Raw genomic sequence first — 16,806 nt, 5'->3', positions numbered from 1 at the left:
GAGATCGCGACCTCTGGCCAAGATATGGCCCGAATTCTATCGTGTGAGAGATCGCCGAAGGGACGCCCGGCTTACAGAATCATAGGTTTCGAGTGAAATCGGACGCACACATACTGATCGTCGACGACGACAAGGGCATACGCGACCTGCTGCAGGAGTTCTTCCAGAAGCGCGGACTGCACACGACGGTGGCCGGCGACGGCACCGAGATGGAGGCGGTCCTGCGCCGGACACCGGTGGACCTGATCGTTCTCGACGTGATGCTGCCCGGAAAGAGCGGACTTGAGCTTTGCCGCGAGATCCGTGCCAACTACACCACGCCGATCATCATGCTGACCGCGGTCACCGAGACGACCGACCGCGTTGTGGGTCTCGAGATGGGCGCCGACGACTATGTGCCCAAGCCCTTCGATCCGCGCGAGCTTCTGGCCCGCATCCGCGCCGTGCTAAGGCGTAACGGCAGCGCCGAGCCGCGCCGCCCCGTCGCCAAGCAGATATACCGCTTCGCCGGCTGGACGATGGACTGCGCCCGCCGCCGCCTGACGGCCCCCGACGATGTGCGGGTAGAGCTGACTATGGCCGAGTTCAACCTGTTGCAGACCCTCGTGAAGAGCGCAGGACGCGTGCTGACCCGCGAGCAGCTGATCGAGCTTTCCGGCGGCGACACGGGCTACAGCTTCGACCGCAGCGTCGACATTCTGGTGAGCCGCCTGCGCCGCAAGATGGAAGACGATCCGAAGACGCCGAAACTGATCCTGACGGTGCGCAGCGGCGGCTATCAGTTCCTGCCCGAGACAACGTCCGAATGAGACGCTTCCTGCCGCAGACCCTGCCTGCCTGGGTGCTGCTCATCGTCATCGCCGGCCTCATGCTCAGCCAGGTGGCGACGCTTTACATCGTGGCGCGTGACCGCGCCGCGGCCAACAGTGTCGTCGATCTCTACCGGTTGAACGACCGCGCCTATTCGCTCGTGCAGCTGATGCATGACGCCACGCCCGAAGAGCGCAAGGCGACCGCGTCCGGCCTGTTCAACTCGACCTATGCGCTGACGGTTTCGGACACGCCCGCCGTCACCTCCTCGATCGCCGGCGATGATCAACTGGCCGAGTTGGAGGACATCCTGGTCGGGCGCCTGTCGAAATTCGGCATCACCGACGCGCGCGTGCGGCGCGATCCGGCCACCCAGGAGGCCGACGTCCCGGACGGTCAGGCGGTGAACAAGGATGTCGGCCAGGTCGAGCGCGACCTTCTGGTCCTCGCCGCGGATTTCGCGCAGAGCGACAAGCTGACGGCGTCGTTGCGTTTTTCCGACGGGCAGTGGTTGAATTTCACGGAACCGATCACGCCGGCGGGGCCGATTCTGAGCCTCGACAGCCTGCCGCTCTACTCGCTGATCGCCGGTTTGATCGTGATCATGTCGATCTGGTCGTTGCGCCGGCTGACCGCGCCTTACCGGATAATGGAAACGGCGGTGACGCGGATCGGCAACGACCTGAAAAGCCCGCCGATCTCAGAGAGTGGCAGCCGCGAGATCCGCGCCGCGGCAAAGGCGATCAACGCCATGCAGATGCGCCTGCGCGACTATGTCGAGGACCGCGAGCACCTCGCGGCGGCGCTGGCGCATGACCTGCGCACGCCGCTGACCCGCATGCGCCTGCGCCTCGAGCTATTGCGCAGGTCGCCCGCCCGAGATGCGCTTGCGCACGACCTCGCCGACATCGAAAGCATCGCGAGCTCTGTCATCGATTTCGCCAAATTCGAGGTGACGGAGGAAAAGGCCGAGCGGATCGATTTCTGGTCGCTGGTGGAATCGGTCGCGGACTCTTTCGAGGACGCGTCCTTCGACGAGGACGCGATGCCTTCGCGCGGCCTGATCTGCATCGCGCGGCCGGTGGCGCTGCGCCGCTGCATCACCAATCTCATCCAGAACGCGGTGACTTACGGCAAGAAAGCGCATCTCGGCGTGCGGCGAACAGGCGACACGATCACGCTCTCGATCCGCGACGAGGGCCCCGGCATCCCGCAAGCGAAGCTGGACGCGGTGTTCGGCTCCTTCGTGCGGCTGGAGGAATCGCGCAACCGCACGACCGGCGGCCTCGGCCTCGGCCTCACCATCGCCCGCAACATCGCTCGCGGCGCCGGCGGCGAGGTCGATCTTTCCAACTATCCGGGCGGTGGCTTGCTGACCGAACTACGGCTGCCCGTGGCAGCTTGAGTCAGCAGGCGGCTTGCTGGTCTCAATCCGCCACTGGATCGGCCGGCTCTTCCTTGTGATAGTGCCGCCCGTCCTGGCCACGAGGAACCGCATCATGTTCTACGCTATCCTTGCCTATCACGTCGAAGACACCGTCCAGTCCTGGACGCCTGACGAGGACGCGGCGCTGATGAAGGACCTGCTCGAGGTCAACGACAGGCTGACCCGAGCGGGCAAGCTCGGCCCGGCTGCCAGGCTTGACGCGACGGCTAAGGCGGTGACGCTGCGCGGCCCGGGCGACGGCATGGTGATCGACGGTCCCTTCGCCGAAACCAAGGAGCAATTGCTTGGCCTCTACGTCCTCGACTGCGCCGACCAGGACGAAGCGATCGCCGCCGCGCGCGATCTCAAGCGCGTCAACCCAAGCGCCGTCTACGAGATCCGGCCGATCATGCTCTATCTGCCCGGCGCCACACTGGCGGCTGGTTGAGATCTTTTCCCGCGGCCGCCCACTCGCGAGCGGTTCACTGGCGCGCGCGGTGCCTGATGATGCGGTTGCGAGCCGCGACATCGGCAGGAGCCTCATCGACCGGGTAGCCGAAATCCTTCAGTTCTGAAATCGACAGGCCGGCCAAAGCCCGGCGCTGCCTTGCATCCTGATATCGGCGCTGGAGCCCGGCGAAGACGATCGCGATGTTGGTGGCAAGCGTGCCGGCAAAGCGGGTGGTGGGCTGGAAGGCTCTGATGCTGATATACGCCATTGCCATTCTCCTTCGTTCGAATTTGCGAAGGCAATGTCCCATCGACGCGCTTGGCCAATGTTCATCCAGGCGTGAAAGCGCGGCAAAAACCGCGCTAAATCGGCGTTAAGTCGGCTGCAGGACGTGTTACTCTGGCCCAAGGCTGTTTCACGGGGGCCGGGGTGCACATCCGATTGCTTGGCAGCATCGAGGTTGTCTCTGCAGGCGGGCAACCTCTGCACTTCGCGACGCGCAAGACGTCGCTGCTTTTTGCCGCGCTCGTTCTGGCCGGCCCCAAGGGCCTTCGCCGCGACAGGGTTGCCGCGATGCTGTGGGCCGGCAGTGGCGAGCAGCAGGCGCGAAACAGCTTGCGTCAGGCTCTCGTCGACATCAGGCGGCTGTTTCCCTCCACGGGTGACGAGGCCATCCGCATCGAAGGCAATGCCGACACAATCTGGCTGGCGCACCTGCCGACGAGGCCGACATCTGGATTTTCGACCGGGGGTGCCAGGCCGATGACGGCGCGAGCCTAGCGGCAGCGGCTGACCTCTACCGGAGCGAACTCCTCGACGGGCAGTCATCCCCCGGCGAGATTGACGACTGGTTCGCGCCGCTTCGCGCGAACTATACTCGTAAGGCGCTGGATCTGGTCGAGCGGCTGAGCCTCTTGCCGGCGCTGGGTCCGCGCGAGGAACAGGCCTGCGAAGCATTGGCCGAAAGATTAGTGGCGCTCGATCCATGTGCCGAGCAGGCTCATCGCGCCCTCATTCGCATCTTCCGCCGCCGCGGCAAGACCAACGATGCCTTTCGGCAGTTCCTGGCCTGCAAGGAAGCGCTAAAGCGCGAGCTCGACGTCGAACCCGAAGAGGCGACGCGGGCGCTGGTCGAACGGATAGAGGCGACCGCGGAGTTGGGGGAGCCCGCAGCCGATCGCGGGCCGCCTCAGGCCGAACTGTCTCTCCTCGAAGCCAAGGCGGCACGTCCTGCCGTCTCTGTGCCAGAAAAACCGTCGATCGCTGTCCTGCCGTTCCAGAACATGAGCGGCGACGCCGAGCAGGAATACTTCACTGACGGCGTTGTCGAGGAGATCACGACGGCGCTGTCGCATGTGAATTGGCTGTTCGTGATCGCGCGAAATTCCGCCTTCGCCTATAAAGGCCAAGCGGTCGACGTCACGCGCGTCGCGCGCGAACTCGGGGTGCGCTACGTGCTGGAGGGTAGCGTGCGCAGGGCCGGTAGCCGGCTGCGCGTGGCAGGCCAACTCGTCGAGGCGACGGCGGGGGTGAGCCTGTGGGCCGACCGCTTCGAAGGTGACGTTTCGGAGGTGTTCGAGTTGCAGGACCTCGTCGCCTCCCGCGTCATCGGCGCGATTTCGCCCCGGCTCGAGCAGGCCGAGATAGCGCGCGCCAAGCGCAAGCCCACCGAAAGCCTCGACGCTTACGACCACTATCTGCGCGGCATGGCCAGCCTGTTGGAAGAAGCGCTGCCGCAATTCTACAAGGCCATCGAGCTCGATCCCGATTTTGCCGCCGCACAGGGCGCAACCGCCTGGTGCTATTTCTGGCGGATGGCGAACGGCTGGATGACCGACCGGCAGAAGGAAACCGACGAGGTTTCCCGACTGGTCGGCAACGTCGCCATTGCCGGCCAGGACGACGCGGTTGCGCTGGCCTTTGGCGGCCTGGCGCTGGGCTATGTCATCGGCGATTACGAGGCCGGCTCGGCACTTGCCGACCGCGCGCTGGCGCTCAACCCGAACTGTGCCGCGGCCTGGAGCGCCAGCGGCTGCCTCAAGGCCTGCCACGACGATCCGGACATCGCCATCGAGCACCTGTCGCGGGCAAGACGGCTGAGCCCGCTCGATCCGCTGACCTTCTTCATGCAGTCCTTTACTGCGTTCGCTCATTTCGTTGCCGGCCGCCATGACGCCGCATGGCCAGTTGCCGAGGCAGCCTCACGCGAGCAGCCATATTATCTGACCGGCCTGCGCGTGGCTGCCGCCAGCAATGCCATGGCCGGCAGGCTGGATGCCGCGAGAAGATACATCTCACGTTCGCTGGCGCTCGACCCCGAGCTGACGCTTTCCAACCTCAAGCATAGGGTGGGGCAGATCAGGCCGGACTATTTCGCCAAATATGTCGAGGCGCTGCGGCTGGCCGGCCTGCCCGAATGACAAGCTTTGGCCGTGTGCTTTCTAGGCCTGGGACATGGTCGCTTCGATTTCTCTTCCAACACGAAGCATCTCGCGCACCAGCAGGTCGAGATCCTCGCGACGGGTGCGGTGATTGGCGATCGCCACCCTCAGGCAGTGCCGGCCGTGCACGGTGGTGTCGGACAGAGCCGCGATGCCCTCTTCCTGCAGTCTCAGCATGATCTCGGTGTTGAACGCCTTGAGCCGCTCTTCGGACCCACCATCAAGCCGGTGTCGGAAGCTGACGATGTTGATGGTGGTCGGCGCCATCAGCTCGAGCGCCGGCTCCGCCTCGATTAGCCGGGTGAGGTAACGGGCCTGGGCGATGCTCTGGTCGATCAGCCGACCGAACTTTTCAACGCCGTGCTCCTTCAACGCCATCCAGATTTTTAGCGCGCGGAAGCCGCGTGAGGTCTGGAGGCCGTAGTCGAACAACCATTCTCCCGACGCGAGGCCGCGCGGCGCCGATTCCAGATATTCCGGCGTGACGGCAAACGTGTTGCGGTGCTGGGATGCGTCCCGCACCAGCGCGCAGCCGGCCTCGAACGGCGCATGCAGCAGTTTGTGCGGATCGAGCGCGATCGAATCCGCCTGTTCAATGCCGGCGACGAGCGACCGGTTCTCGGGCGCGATCGCGATCAGCGCGCCGATACAGCCGTCGACATGGAACCAGAGGTCTTCTTCGGCTGCCACTTGCGCCAGCGCCTGCAGGTCGTCGACCGCGCCGGTGTTGACCGTGCCGGCGGTGCCGATCACGCAGGCCGGCTTGAACCCCGCCTCGCGGTCCTCCGCGATTGCCGCCTTCAGCGCCACGACATCGATGCGAAGGCCCGCATCGGTCGGTATCCGCCGCAGCGCCCGGTTGCCGAGACCAAGCGCCTCCATGCCTTTGCGGTGGCAGGAATGGACCTGGTCCGAGGCGTAATAGCGCAGCGGCTTGGGCATGGCGCCGACGCCACGCTCGCGCACGTCGACGCCCGCTTTGACGTTGCGCGCCACGGTCAGGCCGATGATGTTGGCCATCGAGCCGCCGCTGACCAGCGTGCCGCTGGCCGAGGCCGGGAAGCCGACCATCTCCTTCATCCAGTTGACCACCTGGCTGTCCATCAGCCCTGCGGCGTGGTTGCCGCCGCCGAGATTGGAGCCCTGGATCGCGGCCAGGAAGTCACCGAGCGCGCCGGTGAAGTTGCTGGATCCCATATACCAGGACCAGAAGCGCGGATGGATGTTGCCCATCGGGTAAGGCATGACGTTGCGCGCGACATCGTCATAGACGTCGGCCACCGGCGCCGACTCGCGGGGTATCGGCGCCGAGAAGAATGAGCGCACCTCGGCCGGCATCTCGCGCCAGACCGGTCGCTCACGCACATCCTTGAGATAGGTGATGGCCTCGTCGACAATCCGATGCGACAGTGTCCCCATATCGGCCCAGTCCGGCGGATCGAGCGTCTCGTCCGCGGCCGCCGTCTCCTGAAAGCTGTCCATTCTTATCTCTCGCCGGCATGTGGGTGATATATGCAAGATGGCGACGCCGCCATTCGAACGGCGGCGTCGCCATATCCATCTTCAGGCCTCGAACTGGCAGCTCGGCGTCGATCGAGAGAGCGCGGTTTCCTCGGCGTCCATATCGGCTTCGATGCCGTCGAAGAGCGGCGTCGACATGTAGCGTTCGCCGGTATCGGGCAGCATGCACAGGATCACAGAGCCGGCCGGAGCCTTGCCGGCGATCTGGCGTGCCACGGCGAAGGTGGCGCCGCCGGAAATGCCGGTGAAGATCCCTTCCTGCTGCGCCAGCGCCTTCGCCCATTTGATGCCTTCGGGACCGGGGATCGGCACCACTTCATCGTAATAGTGCCGGTCGATCGCCTCCTGCAGCACATTGGGGATGAAGTCCGGCGTCCAGCCCTGGATCGGGTGTGGCTCGAAAGCCGGATGGCTGGCGGATGGAGCCCCACCGGCGCCGCGCTCCTGGGCCTTGCCGCTGCCGATCAGCTGCGCGTTCGCCGGCTCGGCAAGCACTATTCTCACCTCCGGCCGCTCGCGGCGCAGCACCCGTCCGACGCCGGCCACCGTGCCGCCGGTACCATAGCCGGTGACAAGGACGTCGAGCCTCGAACCAGCGAAATCGTTGATGATCTCGCGGCCCGTGGTCGCCTCGTGGATGGCGGCATTGGCCTCGGTCTCGAATTGGCGCGCCAGGAACCAGCCATTGGCCTCGGCAAGCTCGACCGCCTTCTTGTACATCCCAAAGCCCTTCTGGGCGCGTGGCGTGAGCACCACCTTGGCGCCCAGCATGCGCATCAGCTTGCGGCGCTCGATGGAGAAGCTGTCTGCCATCGTCACCACCAGCGGATAGCCTTTCTGCGCGCAGACCATGGCAAGACCAATGCCGGTGTTGCCGCTCGTCGCCTCCACGACCGTCTGGCCGGGCTTGAGCTTACCGCTGCGCTCGCCCTCCTCGATGATGTTGAGCGCCAGCCGGTCCTTCACCGAGGCGGCCGGATTGAAGAACTCGGCCTTCACATAGATCGTCGCGTGACCCGGCCCGAGATTGTTGATGCGGATGACCGGCGTGTCGCCGACGGTGTCGAGAATGCTGTCGAACAGCCGGCCGCGGCCGGCCGTGGTCCTGATTTTCAATTGATGCAGCATGGGGCTTTCTCCTCGAAATCTCACATGCCGGTTACAAACCGGCGAATTGGGCGGCGCGGTTTCGACACCTTGCCGCGTTATTTGCATGTGACTTGCCGGCAAATCGGCAAAGGCCGCATCCGGCCCGAGAATTCGTCGCCGGATGCGCCCTGTCGTGTTTGGTGATAGAACATGGACCAACTCGTCAGCGTGGGAGCGAGCGTGGAAACGGACGTGGAATCCGTTCATTCGGCTCTGAAAAGCAAGGCCGCGCGCCTTTCGATCAGGCTGCTCGGCCCGCTCGCGATCATGCGCGACGATGTTCCCGTCGCGCTGCCATCGTCACGCAAGCTGCGCGCGCTGCTTGCCTATCTCGCGCTGGCGCCTCGCCCCGTCAGCCGCAGCCGGCTCTGCGAGCTTCTATGGGATGTCCCCAACGATCCGCGCGGCGAGCTGCGCTGGTGTCTGAGCAAGCTGCGTGCCGCCCTCGACGAACCGGGCCTGCACCGGATCGAGACCGAAAGCGACACCGTGGCGCTTCGCCTCGGCGATACGAGCGTCGATGCGGTCGAGGCCGCTGACGCGGTGGCGGAAGGGATCGAGACGCTCGGCCTCGACCGTCTGCGGACGCTTGCGCAACTGTTCGCCGGCGACTTCCTCGATGGGCTGGAGGTCGATCGTAGCCCGCATTTCGGCAGCTGGCTGACGGCGCAGCGCCGGCGTTTTAGCGCATGCCATGTCGCCGTCCTGGAGCACATCATCGGCCTCGCTCCGCAGGGAGCCGATGAGGCCGGCGCCTATATCGACAAATGGCTGGAGCTCGCGCCCTTCGATGGTCGCGCGCATGTGGCGCTGCTGGAAAATCTGGCGCGGCGCGGCCAGATCGGCGCCGGCGAGGAGCACCTTGCCACCGCGGCGGAGCTGTTTCATTCGGAAGATCTGGATTTCACGCCATTGCGCGAGGCCTGGCAGGAAATAAGGGCCCGTAACGCCGGCGCAACGCCAGGCACCAGATCCGAGCCTGCTTTCCCGTTCCCGGAATCGCCAGTCGCCGCGACCGAGCCCGAATCCGCGGCGATACGCCGGGCTTCGCTCGCGGTGATGCCTTTTGCGGAAAGCGCCGGCACCGGCGGCTTCCGTGGCGGGCTTGCCGACGGCCTGACGCACGACATCATCACGCGGCTTGCCAAGCTTCGCGATTTCTTCGTCATTGCCCGCGGCTCGGTCTTCGCGCTCGCCGAGAAAAACATTGCGCCGGACGACGCCGGGCGCAGGCTGAATGTCGATTATGTCGCGACAGGCTCGGTGCGCAGCCTGCCGGGCCGCTTCATCGTGTCGGTTGAGCTTGTCGAGGTGCGCACGGCGCGGATCGTCTGGGCCGAGACCTTCGAGCACAAGCCCGACGACATCTTCATCGTCATCGAGGATATCGGCAACAGCATCGTTTCCTCCATCGCCGCCGAGATCGCGACGGTGGAGCGCAACCGCGCTTTGCTGAAGGCGCCCAATTCGCTCAACGCCTGGGAGGCTTATCATCGCGGCCTCTGGCACATGTATCGCTTCACCCGCCAGGAAAACGAACTGGCGCAGCATTTCTTCGGCGAGGCGCTGAAGCTCGACCCCACTTTCGCGCGCGCCTATGCCGGCATGTCCTTCACCCACTGGCAGAATGCCTTCCAGCGCTGGGGCGACCGCGATCGCGAGACCGCGCTTGCCTTCGAAAGCGCCGGCCAGAGCCTGCTGGTCGATGACCGCAATCCCGCCGCCCACTGGGCAATGGGCCGCGCGCTGTGGCTGCGCGGCGAACAGGACGGCTCGCTGCTCGAACTGGCGAATGCCGTCGACCTCAGCCCGAACTTCGCGCTCGGCCACTACGCGCTGTCTTTCGTTCATTCGCAATCGGGCGATCCGCAATCGGCTATCGGCTCGTCCGACCATTCGCGCCATCTCAGCCCCTTCGACCCGCTGCTGTTCGGCATGATGGGCGCGCGCGCCATGGCGCATGCAAGGCTGGGCGAATTCGAAGCGGCCGCCGAATGGGCGCTGAAGGCGGCCGCGAGGCCAAACGCCCATGTCATCATCCTGGCGATCGCCGCCCATTGCCTGGCGCTGGCCGGCCGGCAGGACGAGGCGCGCAACTACGCCGCCAAGATCCGCAACACCTGGCCCGATTATCGCGCCGACGATTTCATCGCCACGTTCCGCTTCGACCGCGATGGCGAGGCGCTGTTCCGGAACGGCGCCAAGCTGATCGGGCTGAATTGAGCCGCCGGCCGTTTGCCGGCCGGCATCACCTGAATATCAACACACCTCAGTGCATCAGCGGGCCGCTGGCCTTCCGCCAAGCGTCTATGCCGCCCTGGATGTGGCGGGCACTGGAAATGCCGACATCCTGCGCTGCTTGCACGGCCATCGCCGAACGCTCACCGAAGGCGCAGTAGAACAGGAGCTGCTTGCTCGTCGACTTCGCCAGCTCATGCAGCATGCCGCCGGCGGCGATGTTTTCCTGCAGCCGCGCATAGGGCAGATGGATCGCGCCGGGGATGACGCCGTGGCGCTCGCGCTCCGACTGCTCGCGCAGGTCGATCAGCGCCACGTCGGCACGTCCGACCAGCGCCAGCGCCTGTTCTGCCGTCACCGCCCAGCCGCGGCTGGCGATGTCGTCCTGATGCAACCCGACCCGCATGTTGGCGGGCACGGCCACATCCATCATCTTCGGGTTGGCCAGGTTCAGATTGTTCATGATGTTCACGTACTCGTCGACCGACTTCACCTGGAGGCGCGGGTTGAAGGCCTTCTCCTCGCCGATCGTCGACACGGTCTCGCCCTTGTAGTCATGCGCGGGGAAAATCAGCGTTTCGTCCGGCAGCTTGAGCAGGCGGCCGAAGATCGATTCATACTGCTGCCGCGGATCGCCGTTCTGGAAATCGGTGCGGCCGGTGCCGCGGATGAGCAGCGTATCGCCGGTGAAGACCCGGTCGGGCAGGACGAAGCTGTAGGAATCGTCGGTATGGCCGGGCGTGTAGATGACGTCGAGCGCCAGCCCTTCAATGCCGAGCTTGTCGCCATCGGCAAGCCGCATCGACACGACGTCGGCCTTGGTCTGCTCGCCCATCACGGTCACACAATGCGTCCTGTCGCGCAGGGCGCCGAGGCCGGTGATATGGTCGGCGTGAAGATGCGTGTCCACTGCCTTGACCAGCCTCAAATCCAGCTCATTGACCAATTGCAGGTAACGCTCGACCTTCTCCAGCACCGGATCGATGATCAGCGCCTCGCCGCCGCGCCGGCTGGCGAGCAGATAGGAGTAGGTGCCCGAGACGGAATCGAAGAGCTGGCGGAAAATCATCGTCGCGTACCCCGCTGCATTTTCACCGCCGGGCATCGCCCTCACGGCCGCAGCAATATTCTACTGCATAGACTTCTGGAATCAGAATGGATTTCGAAAAATATATGAGCCGGTAGACGGCCTTCCCAGCAGCCACGGGATGCCAACCCTCAAATGCGGTGCGGGCTGGTCGATCAGAACCCTCAAAAAGCCTTGCTGAGGCGAGCCTGGCCTCGGACGGTGAAGGCGTTGTCGGTCCCGTAACCGGCCTCGAAGCCGGCATTGAGCGTAAGGCCGGCGCCCACCTCCGCCGCGACATCCGCGCCGGCGAAGCCGCGCAACACGAATTTTCTGCCGCCCACGGGAAAAGAGATGTCCTGGCCGAGCAGCGTCGCCGAAACGTCGCCATTGCTTTGCGCGATCACATCGACCCCGGCGCGAAGCGTGGTTTGCCAGGCCTGCGTTGGCGTGCTGACAGGCGTCAAAGCCAGCGCGAGCTGGCCACGCGTCTCGAAGACGTTGACGTCACGCCGCGAGATCGCGAGATCGCCGTCCGAGCCGCTCTCGGCGTAGTCGTCGATGAAGAGCCCCGCATATCGCAGCCGCACGCTGGGTATCAGCGTACCGGCCGTCACCGGAAGCCGCATGCCGAGCGTGACCGACGGGCTGAGGAAGACGCCGTTGAAATCGGCCCGCGCCGTCTCGATGCCGCCGAGCACCAGATTGTTCGCGACACGGCGGCGGCTGCGCTCCTGCAGCACGCCGGCCACGAATGCCGCTTCGGCGAAATGGCCACCTGCGTCATAGCCGAGATAGCCACCGGCAAACGCGCCGCGATGGACGATCTCCTGCGCGTCATCGTCGACCTCGGTCGATGCGGCGGCGCCGCCGAGGAACAGGCCACCAAGGAAGCCGTCGCCCGAGCGCCTTTCAGCGCCGGCGACCACGCCGCCCAACGCCTCGCTGAACCCGGCGAATGCGCCGGAGCCACCCTGGGAGCGTATCCCGCCGAAAGTGGAGATCCAGGCGTCCGGACCTTTCCGCGGCGCAAGCAAGTCATCGCCTCGGGCGGGCAAACGCGCCTCGACGACGCCGGCTATGCCGTCGACAAGGTCCTTGAGCAGCGGCGCGCTGCTCGCAAATCCGGCGATGTCGACCACCGCCACGCTGTCGCCGCTCGTCACGAACGGCCTGCCGCCTGTGAGGATGGTTTGCGGCAGGCCGCTCCCCGAAAAACTCATGACGGCGTTGAGGGCAGGGCCGAAGGTGACGGTGTTGCCGCCACCGGAAAAGACGATTGGCCCCTGGATGGCCGTCCCGCCCAAAAGATTCAGCACCGCGCCGGACGCGCCGAAATAGATCGCCACGCTCTGGTCGCTGAAGACGCGACCGGAATTGGTTATAACGGAGTTGCCGCCCTGGGCCGCAATGCCGACACCGCCCAGACCCGCTACGACCACCGAACCGGAATTGGTGATCGTGGCGTTGCCGAACAGAGTAGTGATACCCGCCGAAGCTGTCCCGAAGACATCGACCATGCCGCTGTTGGCGATCGCGATGTCATTGCCGCTGGCGCCGATGCCGACCGAAGCCAGGCCCGACACAAGGATCGACCCTGAATTATCGAGTCGCAGCCCGTTGCTCTGCCAGAGAATCCCGCCGGCCGCGGTCCCATAGGCCTCGATGGACCCGCTGTTGTCCACCGTCAGGTCCGGCCCATCGCCTATTATGCCTGCGGCCGCCGTGCCGGAAACGCCGATGAAGCCACCGTTGTCCACATGCCCGCCCGGGGCATCGCTGATGATGCCGTATGTGGCGATGCCAAGCGTTTCTATCGAGCCGCTGTTCACGATACGCGCATTGCCGCCCTCCGACAGGACGCCGATCGAGCCATCGCCTATCGCCAGGATCGCTCCGTTGTTGAGGATGGTCGCGTCGGGCCCTTGCGAATGCACATTGGCCGCGCCGCCGCCCAATGTTCCGATCAGCCCGTAATTGGTCAGCCGCTGACCCGAATTGAACATCCGCACGGCATCGACGCCGGCGCCGAATGTTTCGATCGCTCCATTCGACTGCACGATACCGGTGTCGCCGGCATCACTCATCGTCTGCTGACCGGCGATCACGCCATTGCCGATGACAAAATCCTGGGCGAACGCCGCGCCGCTTCCAAGCGAGACGACAATCGACAGCGCTATCGCGCCTGGAACCCCTGTGCGCGACGTCGGCATCACCCCTCTGGCACATGGCCACGCAACAGGTGGATTCTGCGCCCGAAGGAAGCGAAAGACAAGCCGCGGGCAGCGCGCGGACCGGAGATCCGGCGTGCCAGCGAAAGAAGCCTATCGCCGAAGCACGGCGCTCAGGACGTCGCGGATGCCGATCGCGCCGACGAAGCGCGAGCCTTCGTCGAACAGCGCCACCGGCGCCGTCTGCGAGCGGTGCATGGCGAGCATCACCGTTTTCAGCGGCGTGCCGGGATTGGCCCAGAACACCTGGGACCCCTCCTCCGGCTGGCGCTCGACATCGGCGCAGGAAACCCACACCGCCGGCTTGCCGTCGCGTTCGGCCGCGGCCACCAGGCCATGCTCGTCGATCTTGAAGCGCGTCGTCTTGCGCCGGTCGAGCCACACCCAGCCATTGTCGCCCTGTTCCAGGTCGCGGCGGTCGCGCATCACGTTCCACGCCGTCAGCACCGACAGCGGGTTCACATTGGCGATGAAGTCGCGGACATAGTCGTTGGCGGGTCTGAGAACGATGTCTTCCGGCGCGCCGGTCTGGACGATGCGGCCGCCTTCCATGATCGTGATGTGGCTGCCGATCTTCAGCGCCTCCTCGAGGTCGTGGCTGACGAAGATGATGGTCTTCTTGAGTTCCGCCTGAAGCTGCAGCAATTCGTCCTGCAGCTTGGTGCGGATCAACGGATCGAGCGCTGAGAACGGCTCGTCCATCAACAGGATCGGAGCCTCGGTGGCGAAGGCCCGCGCCAGGCCGACGCGCTGCTGCATGCCGCCCGAAAGCTCATGCGCGTATTTCTTCGACCACTGATCGAGATGGACGAGCTGCAGTTGCCTCTGCACCCTCGCCTTGCGCTCGGCTTCCGGCACGCCGGCAAGCTCGAGGCCGAAGCCGACATTTTCCTCGACGGTGCGCCAGGGCAGCAACCCGAACTGCTGGAACACCATGGCCACCTGCTTCTGCCGCAGCCGCCGCAAGGTCGCCTCGTCGCAGGTGACGACATCGACGGTGCGGTCGCCGTCCTTGACCAGCACCTGGCCGCGCGACACGACGTTCAGCCGGTTGACGGCCCGAAGCAGCGTCGACTTGCCGGAGCCGGACAGGCCCATCAGCACCGAGATCTCGCCTTCATGCACGGTGAGGCTGGCGCCGGCGCAACCCAGTACATTGCCGGTCTTTTCGAGAATCTCGGCGCGCGTGGCACCCTGGTCGATCAGCGCCAGCGAACCGGCCTGATCGGCGCCGAAGACGATGTCTACGTTCTTGAAATCAACCGCGACGGTCATTTCTTGCCTCCAACGCCGATGCGGGTCATGCGGTCGAGCACGATGGCGAGCACCACGATGGCGAGGCCCGCCTCAAGCCCGAGATCGATGCGGCGCGAGCCGAGCGCGCGGTTGATTTCCGTGCCGAGGCCGCCGGCGCCGATCAGGGCGGCGAACACCACCATCGACAGCGACAGCATGATCGATTGCGTGAGACCCGCCATGATGGTCGGCAGCGCTGATGGCAGCTCCACCTTCCACAGAAGCTGGCGCTTGGTGGCGCCGAAGGCCTCGCCCGCTTCGATGATCGCCTTGGGCACCGAAACCACGCCGAGATGCGTGAGCCGCACGGCCGTCGGGATGACGAAGATGATGGTGACGATGAGACCGGGCGCGTTGCCGAGCCCGAACAGGGTGAGCACCGGGATCAGGTAGACGAAGGTCGGTAGCGTCTGCATCAGGTCGAGCACCGGCAGCATGAAGCGGTAGACCTTCGGCTTGTGCGCGGCCCAGATGCCGAGCGGCACGCCGATCGCCATCGCCATGGCCGCTGCGGCAACCACCAGCACCAGCGTCTGCACCGTCTGCTTCCACAGGTTCTGGTTGATGATGAAGATCAGGCCGAGGAAGACGCCGATGGCGAGCGGCCGCGAACGCTGCAGCAGCCAGGCGACGATCGCAACGACCAGCGCCAGAAGCACCGGCGGCACCATCAGCAGAAGATTCACCGCCCCGTCGAGGATGAAATTCAGTCCGTTCGAAAACGCCCGGAAAATCGTGTCGAAATTGTCGGTCAGGAAGCCGAAGAACGCTTTGCCCCATGGCCCGATGGGGATTTTGTAGTCGGTCAGGAATTTCGAAATCGGATCCATCTTTCCCCTCTCGGCTGCGCCGCACTTGCCGTACGGTCACCTTCTCACAGCTTAACGCATGTCACCCAAAAGTGTGCAGCGGATTTGGGAAATGACATGCATAAAAACAGAGACTTAAAGCGCAACGCGTCTTAAGAAAAAGGGCAGCCTTTTCTACTGGCTGCCCTCTTCCGGATGATCATTCCGGACTCAAAGCCGGCTCAGCTCCCGAGCGCGGTCTTGACGGCGGCAGCCGCGTCGCCGCCATCGAAAGTGGTGACGCCCGCAATCCACGGCGCAACGGCGTCGGGATGCTTCTTCAGCCAGTCTTTCGCCACCGTCTGGGCATCGCCGCCCTTCAGGATCGCGTCCATCATCTCGCCTTCCATGTCGAGATTGAACTTCAAATTGGCGATGAACTTGCCGGCGTTCGGGCATTCGGTCGTGTAGCCCTTGCGCACGTTGGTGTAGACGGTGGCGGCGCCGAAGCCGCTGTCGCCCATGCCGTCGAGATAGGTGATCTTCATGGCGCCCATCACCGGATGCGGCGTCCAGCCGAGGAAGGCGATCCACTCATTGTTCTTCATCGACTGCTCGGCCTGCGTCAGCATGCCGGCTTCCGACGACTCGACCAGTTCGAAGCCCTCGAGATTGTCCTTCGGGTTCTTGATCATGTCGAGGATGATGCGGTTGCCGTCATTGCCGGCCTCGATGCCGTAGATCTTGCCGTTGAACTTGTCCTTGAACTTGCCGAGATCGGTCAGCGTCTTGACCCCGGCGTCCGCGACATAGGTCGGCACGACGATGCCGTAGCCGGCGCCGGTCAGGTTGGTGCTGATCGTCTCGACCGAACCGTCGGCGGTATAGTCCTTGATGTCGTTGGTCATCGACGGCATCCAGTTGCCAAGGAAGACGTCGAGGTCCTTGTTCTTCAGCGAAGCCATGGTGACCGGCACCGAAAGCTGGATCGTCTGCGGCTCGTAGCCGAGCGCGGTGAGCAGCACCGAGGCCAGCCCCGTCGTGGCCTGGATGTCGGTCCAGCCGACATCGGACAGGCGAACCGCCTTGCAGCTCTCCGGATCGCCGGCATAGGCTGCGGTCGTGGTCAGAAGCGCCGCAAGGCCGATGCCTGCGACGATAGATTTCATACGCGACATGAACTTTCTCCCATTGCAATTCTTGAGGCAAAGCGAAGTCACGGTTCTTGCGCCCGCCTTGTTTCGTCAGCCAAACACCATTTTGAAGTTGTTTCAAGCGGTTCAACGTCACGATGAACGGCGCGCACTGGCCAGTAAACGACATGACGGGTTTTTGAACGACATCGAATTTTGCCACGGCACGGAGTTTTTGGTGGACGGAGCCGGCGCC

At 64.7% G+C, this 16,806-nt stretch carries 14 protein-coding genes; 6 read left to right on the top strand and 8 right to left on the bottom strand.

The window, feature by feature from the left end; translation table 11 throughout:
* The first annotated feature begins 92 nt into the window (after positions 1-92).
* The 3 genes from CK230_RS11425 (at position 93) to CK230_RS11415 (ending at position 2,684) form a co-directional block, all read left to right on the top strand.
* On the top strand, positions 93-809 hold the full coding sequence (locus tag CK230_RS11425) for a response regulator transcription factor (protein ID WP_095817262.1): 717 nt from the start codon (positions 93-95) through the stop codon (positions 807-809).
* Positions 806-2,215, top strand: a complete 1,410-nt coding sequence (locus CK230_RS11420; protein WP_095817261.1) for an ATP-binding protein — start codon at positions 806-808, stop codon at positions 2,213-2,215. The genes CK230_RS11425 and CK230_RS11420 overlap by 4 nt, the downstream gene beginning before the upstream one ends.
* A gap of 94 nt (positions 2,216-2,309) precedes the next feature.
* The gene (locus CK230_RS11415; RefSeq protein ID WP_095817498.1) at positions 2,310-2,684 is read left to right on the top strand and encodes a YciI family protein; all 375 of its coding nucleotides are present in this window, start codon (positions 2,310-2,312) and stop codon (positions 2,682-2,684) included.
* A gap of 34 nt (positions 2,685-2,718) precedes the next feature.
* Here the strand turns inward: CK230_RS11415 and CK230_RS11410 are convergent, their stop codons facing one another.
* Positions 2,719-2,955, bottom strand: coding sequence for a hypothetical protein (locus CK230_RS11410; RefSeq protein WP_095817260.1), 237 nt, complete (start codon positions 2,953-2,955; stop codon positions 2,719-2,721).
* 161 nt (positions 2,956-3,116) lie between these two features.
* Here CK230_RS11410 and CK230_RS33575 point away from each other — a divergent pair, with 161 nt between their 5' ends.
* Both CK230_RS33575 and CK230_RS11405 read left to right on the top strand, forming a co-directional pair.
* Entirely contained in the window at positions 3,117-3,467 is a 351-nt protein-coding gene (locus CK230_RS33575) for a hypothetical protein (protein WP_245429884.1), read from the top strand.
* Complete coding sequence (locus CK230_RS11405; protein ID WP_348629153.1) at positions 3,389-5,107, top strand: BTAD domain-containing putative transcriptional regulator; 1,719 nt, start codon at positions 3,389-3,391, stop codon at positions 5,105-5,107. Before CK230_RS33575 ends, CK230_RS11405 begins: the two co-directional genes overlap by 79 nt.
* Positions 5,108-5,128: 21 nt before the next feature.
* Here CK230_RS11405 and CK230_RS11400 read toward each other — a convergent pair whose 3' ends face one another.
* Complete coding sequence (locus tag CK230_RS11400) at positions 5,129-6,610, bottom strand: pyridoxal-dependent decarboxylase (RefSeq protein WP_095817259.1); 1,482 nt, start codon at positions 6,608-6,610, stop codon at positions 5,129-5,131.
* Positions 6,611-6,691: 81 nt separating this feature from the next.
* The gene (locus CK230_RS11395; RefSeq protein WP_095817258.1) at positions 6,692-7,777 is read right to left on the bottom strand and encodes a pyridoxal-phosphate dependent enzyme; all 1,086 of its coding nucleotides are present in this window, start codon (positions 7,775-7,777) and stop codon (positions 6,692-6,694) included.
* Between the two features lie 288 nt (positions 7,778-8,065).
* On the opposite strand from CK230_RS11395, the gene CK230_RS11390 reads away from it, so the two are divergent.
* The gene (locus CK230_RS11390) at positions 8,066-10,021 is read left to right on the top strand and encodes a BTAD domain-containing putative transcriptional regulator (protein ID WP_245429898.1); all 1,956 of its coding nucleotides are present in this window, start codon (positions 8,066-8,068) and stop codon (positions 10,019-10,021) included.
* A 46-nt stretch (positions 10,022-10,067) separates the two neighbouring features.
* Here CK230_RS11390 and CK230_RS11385 read toward each other — a convergent pair whose 3' ends face one another.
* The 5 genes from CK230_RS11385 to CK230_RS11365 all read right to left on the bottom strand — a co-directional run bounded on the left by CK230_RS11385 (position 10,068) and on the right by CK230_RS11365 (position 16,595).
* On the bottom strand, positions 10,068-11,105 hold the full coding sequence (locus CK230_RS11385; protein ID WP_095817497.1) for an MBL fold metallo-hydrolase: 1,038 nt from the start codon (positions 11,103-11,105) through the stop codon (positions 10,068-10,070).
* 182 nt (positions 11,106-11,287) lie between these two features.
* Positions 11,288-13,315 carry an autotransporter outer membrane beta-barrel domain-containing protein gene (locus CK230_RS11380; protein WP_095817256.1) on the bottom strand — a complete coding sequence of 676 codons (2,028 nt, stop codon included), beginning with the start codon at positions 13,313-13,315 and terminating at the stop codon, positions 11,288-11,290.
* A 111-nt stretch (positions 13,316-13,426) separates the two neighbouring features.
* The gene (choV, locus tag CK230_RS11375) at positions 13,427-14,608 is read right to left on the bottom strand and encodes a choline ABC transporter ATP-binding protein (protein ID WP_095817255.1); all 1,182 of its coding nucleotides are present in this window, start codon (positions 14,606-14,608) and stop codon (positions 13,427-13,429) included.
* The gene (gene choW / locus CK230_RS11370; protein ID WP_095817254.1) at positions 14,605-15,459 is read right to left on the bottom strand and encodes a choline ABC transporter permease subunit; all 855 of its coding nucleotides are present in this window, start codon (positions 15,457-15,459) and stop codon (positions 14,605-14,607) included. Before choW ends, choV begins: the two co-directional genes overlap by 4 nt.
* A gap of 200 nt (positions 15,460-15,659) precedes the next feature.
* The gene (locus CK230_RS11365; protein ID WP_095817253.1) at positions 15,660-16,595 is read right to left on the bottom strand and encodes a choline ABC transporter substrate-binding protein; all 936 of its coding nucleotides are present in this window, start codon (positions 16,593-16,595) and stop codon (positions 15,660-15,662) included.
* Positions 16,596-16,806 lie beyond the last annotated feature (211 nt).

Origin of the sequence: Mesorhizobium sp. WSM3859, from assembly GCF_002295065.1 — a bacterium.
GTDB lineage: Bacteria > Pseudomonadota > Alphaproteobacteria > Rhizobiales > Rhizobiaceae > Mesorhizobium.
The sequence above is the reverse complement of the archived record's forward strand: the minus strand, read 5'-3'. Positions and strand labels throughout refer to the sequence as shown.

Bases quoted from the DNA above. Each gene is read 5' to 3' on its own strand.
- CK230_RS11380 (WP_095817256.1), bottom strand. From the start codon at position 13,315: ATGCCGACGTCGCGCACAGGGGTTCCAGGCGCGATAGCGCTGTCGATT.
- CK230_RS11400 (WP_095817259.1), bottom strand. From the start codon at position 6,610: ATGGACAGCTTTCAGGAGACGGCGGCCGCGGACGAGACGCTCGATCCG.
- CK230_RS11420 (WP_095817261.1), top strand. From the start codon at position 806: ATGAGACGCTTCCTGCCGCAGACCCTGCCTGCCTGGGTGCTGCTCATC.
- choV (WP_095817255.1), bottom strand. From the start codon at position 14,608: ATGACCGTCGCGGTTGATTTCAAGAACGTAGACATCGTCTTCGGCGCC.
- CK230_RS11385 (WP_095817497.1), bottom strand. From the start codon at position 11,105: ATGATTTTCCGCCAGCTCTTCGATTCCGTCTCGGGCACCTACTCCTAT.
- CK230_RS11415 (WP_095817498.1), top strand. From the start codon at position 2,310: ATGTTCTACGCTATCCTTGCCTATCACGTCGAAGACACCGTCCAGTCC.
- CK230_RS11410 (WP_095817260.1), bottom strand. From the start codon at position 2,955: ATGGCGTATATCAGCATCAGAGCCTTCCAGCCCACCACCCGCTTTGCC.
- CK230_RS11390 (WP_245429898.1), top strand. From the start codon at position 8,066: ATGCGCGACGATGTTCCCGTCGCGCTGCCATCGTCACGCAAGCTGCGC.
- CK230_RS11395 (WP_095817258.1), bottom strand. From the start codon at position 7,777: ATGCTGCATCAATTGAAAATCAGGACCACGGCCGGCCGCGGCCGGCTG.
- CK230_RS11365 (WP_095817253.1), bottom strand. From the start codon at position 16,595: ATGTCGCGTATGAAATCTATCGTCGCAGGCATCGGCCTTGCGGCGCTT.
- choW (WP_095817254.1), bottom strand. From the start codon at position 15,459: ATGGATCCGATTTCGAAATTCCTGACCGACTACAAAATCCCCATCGGG.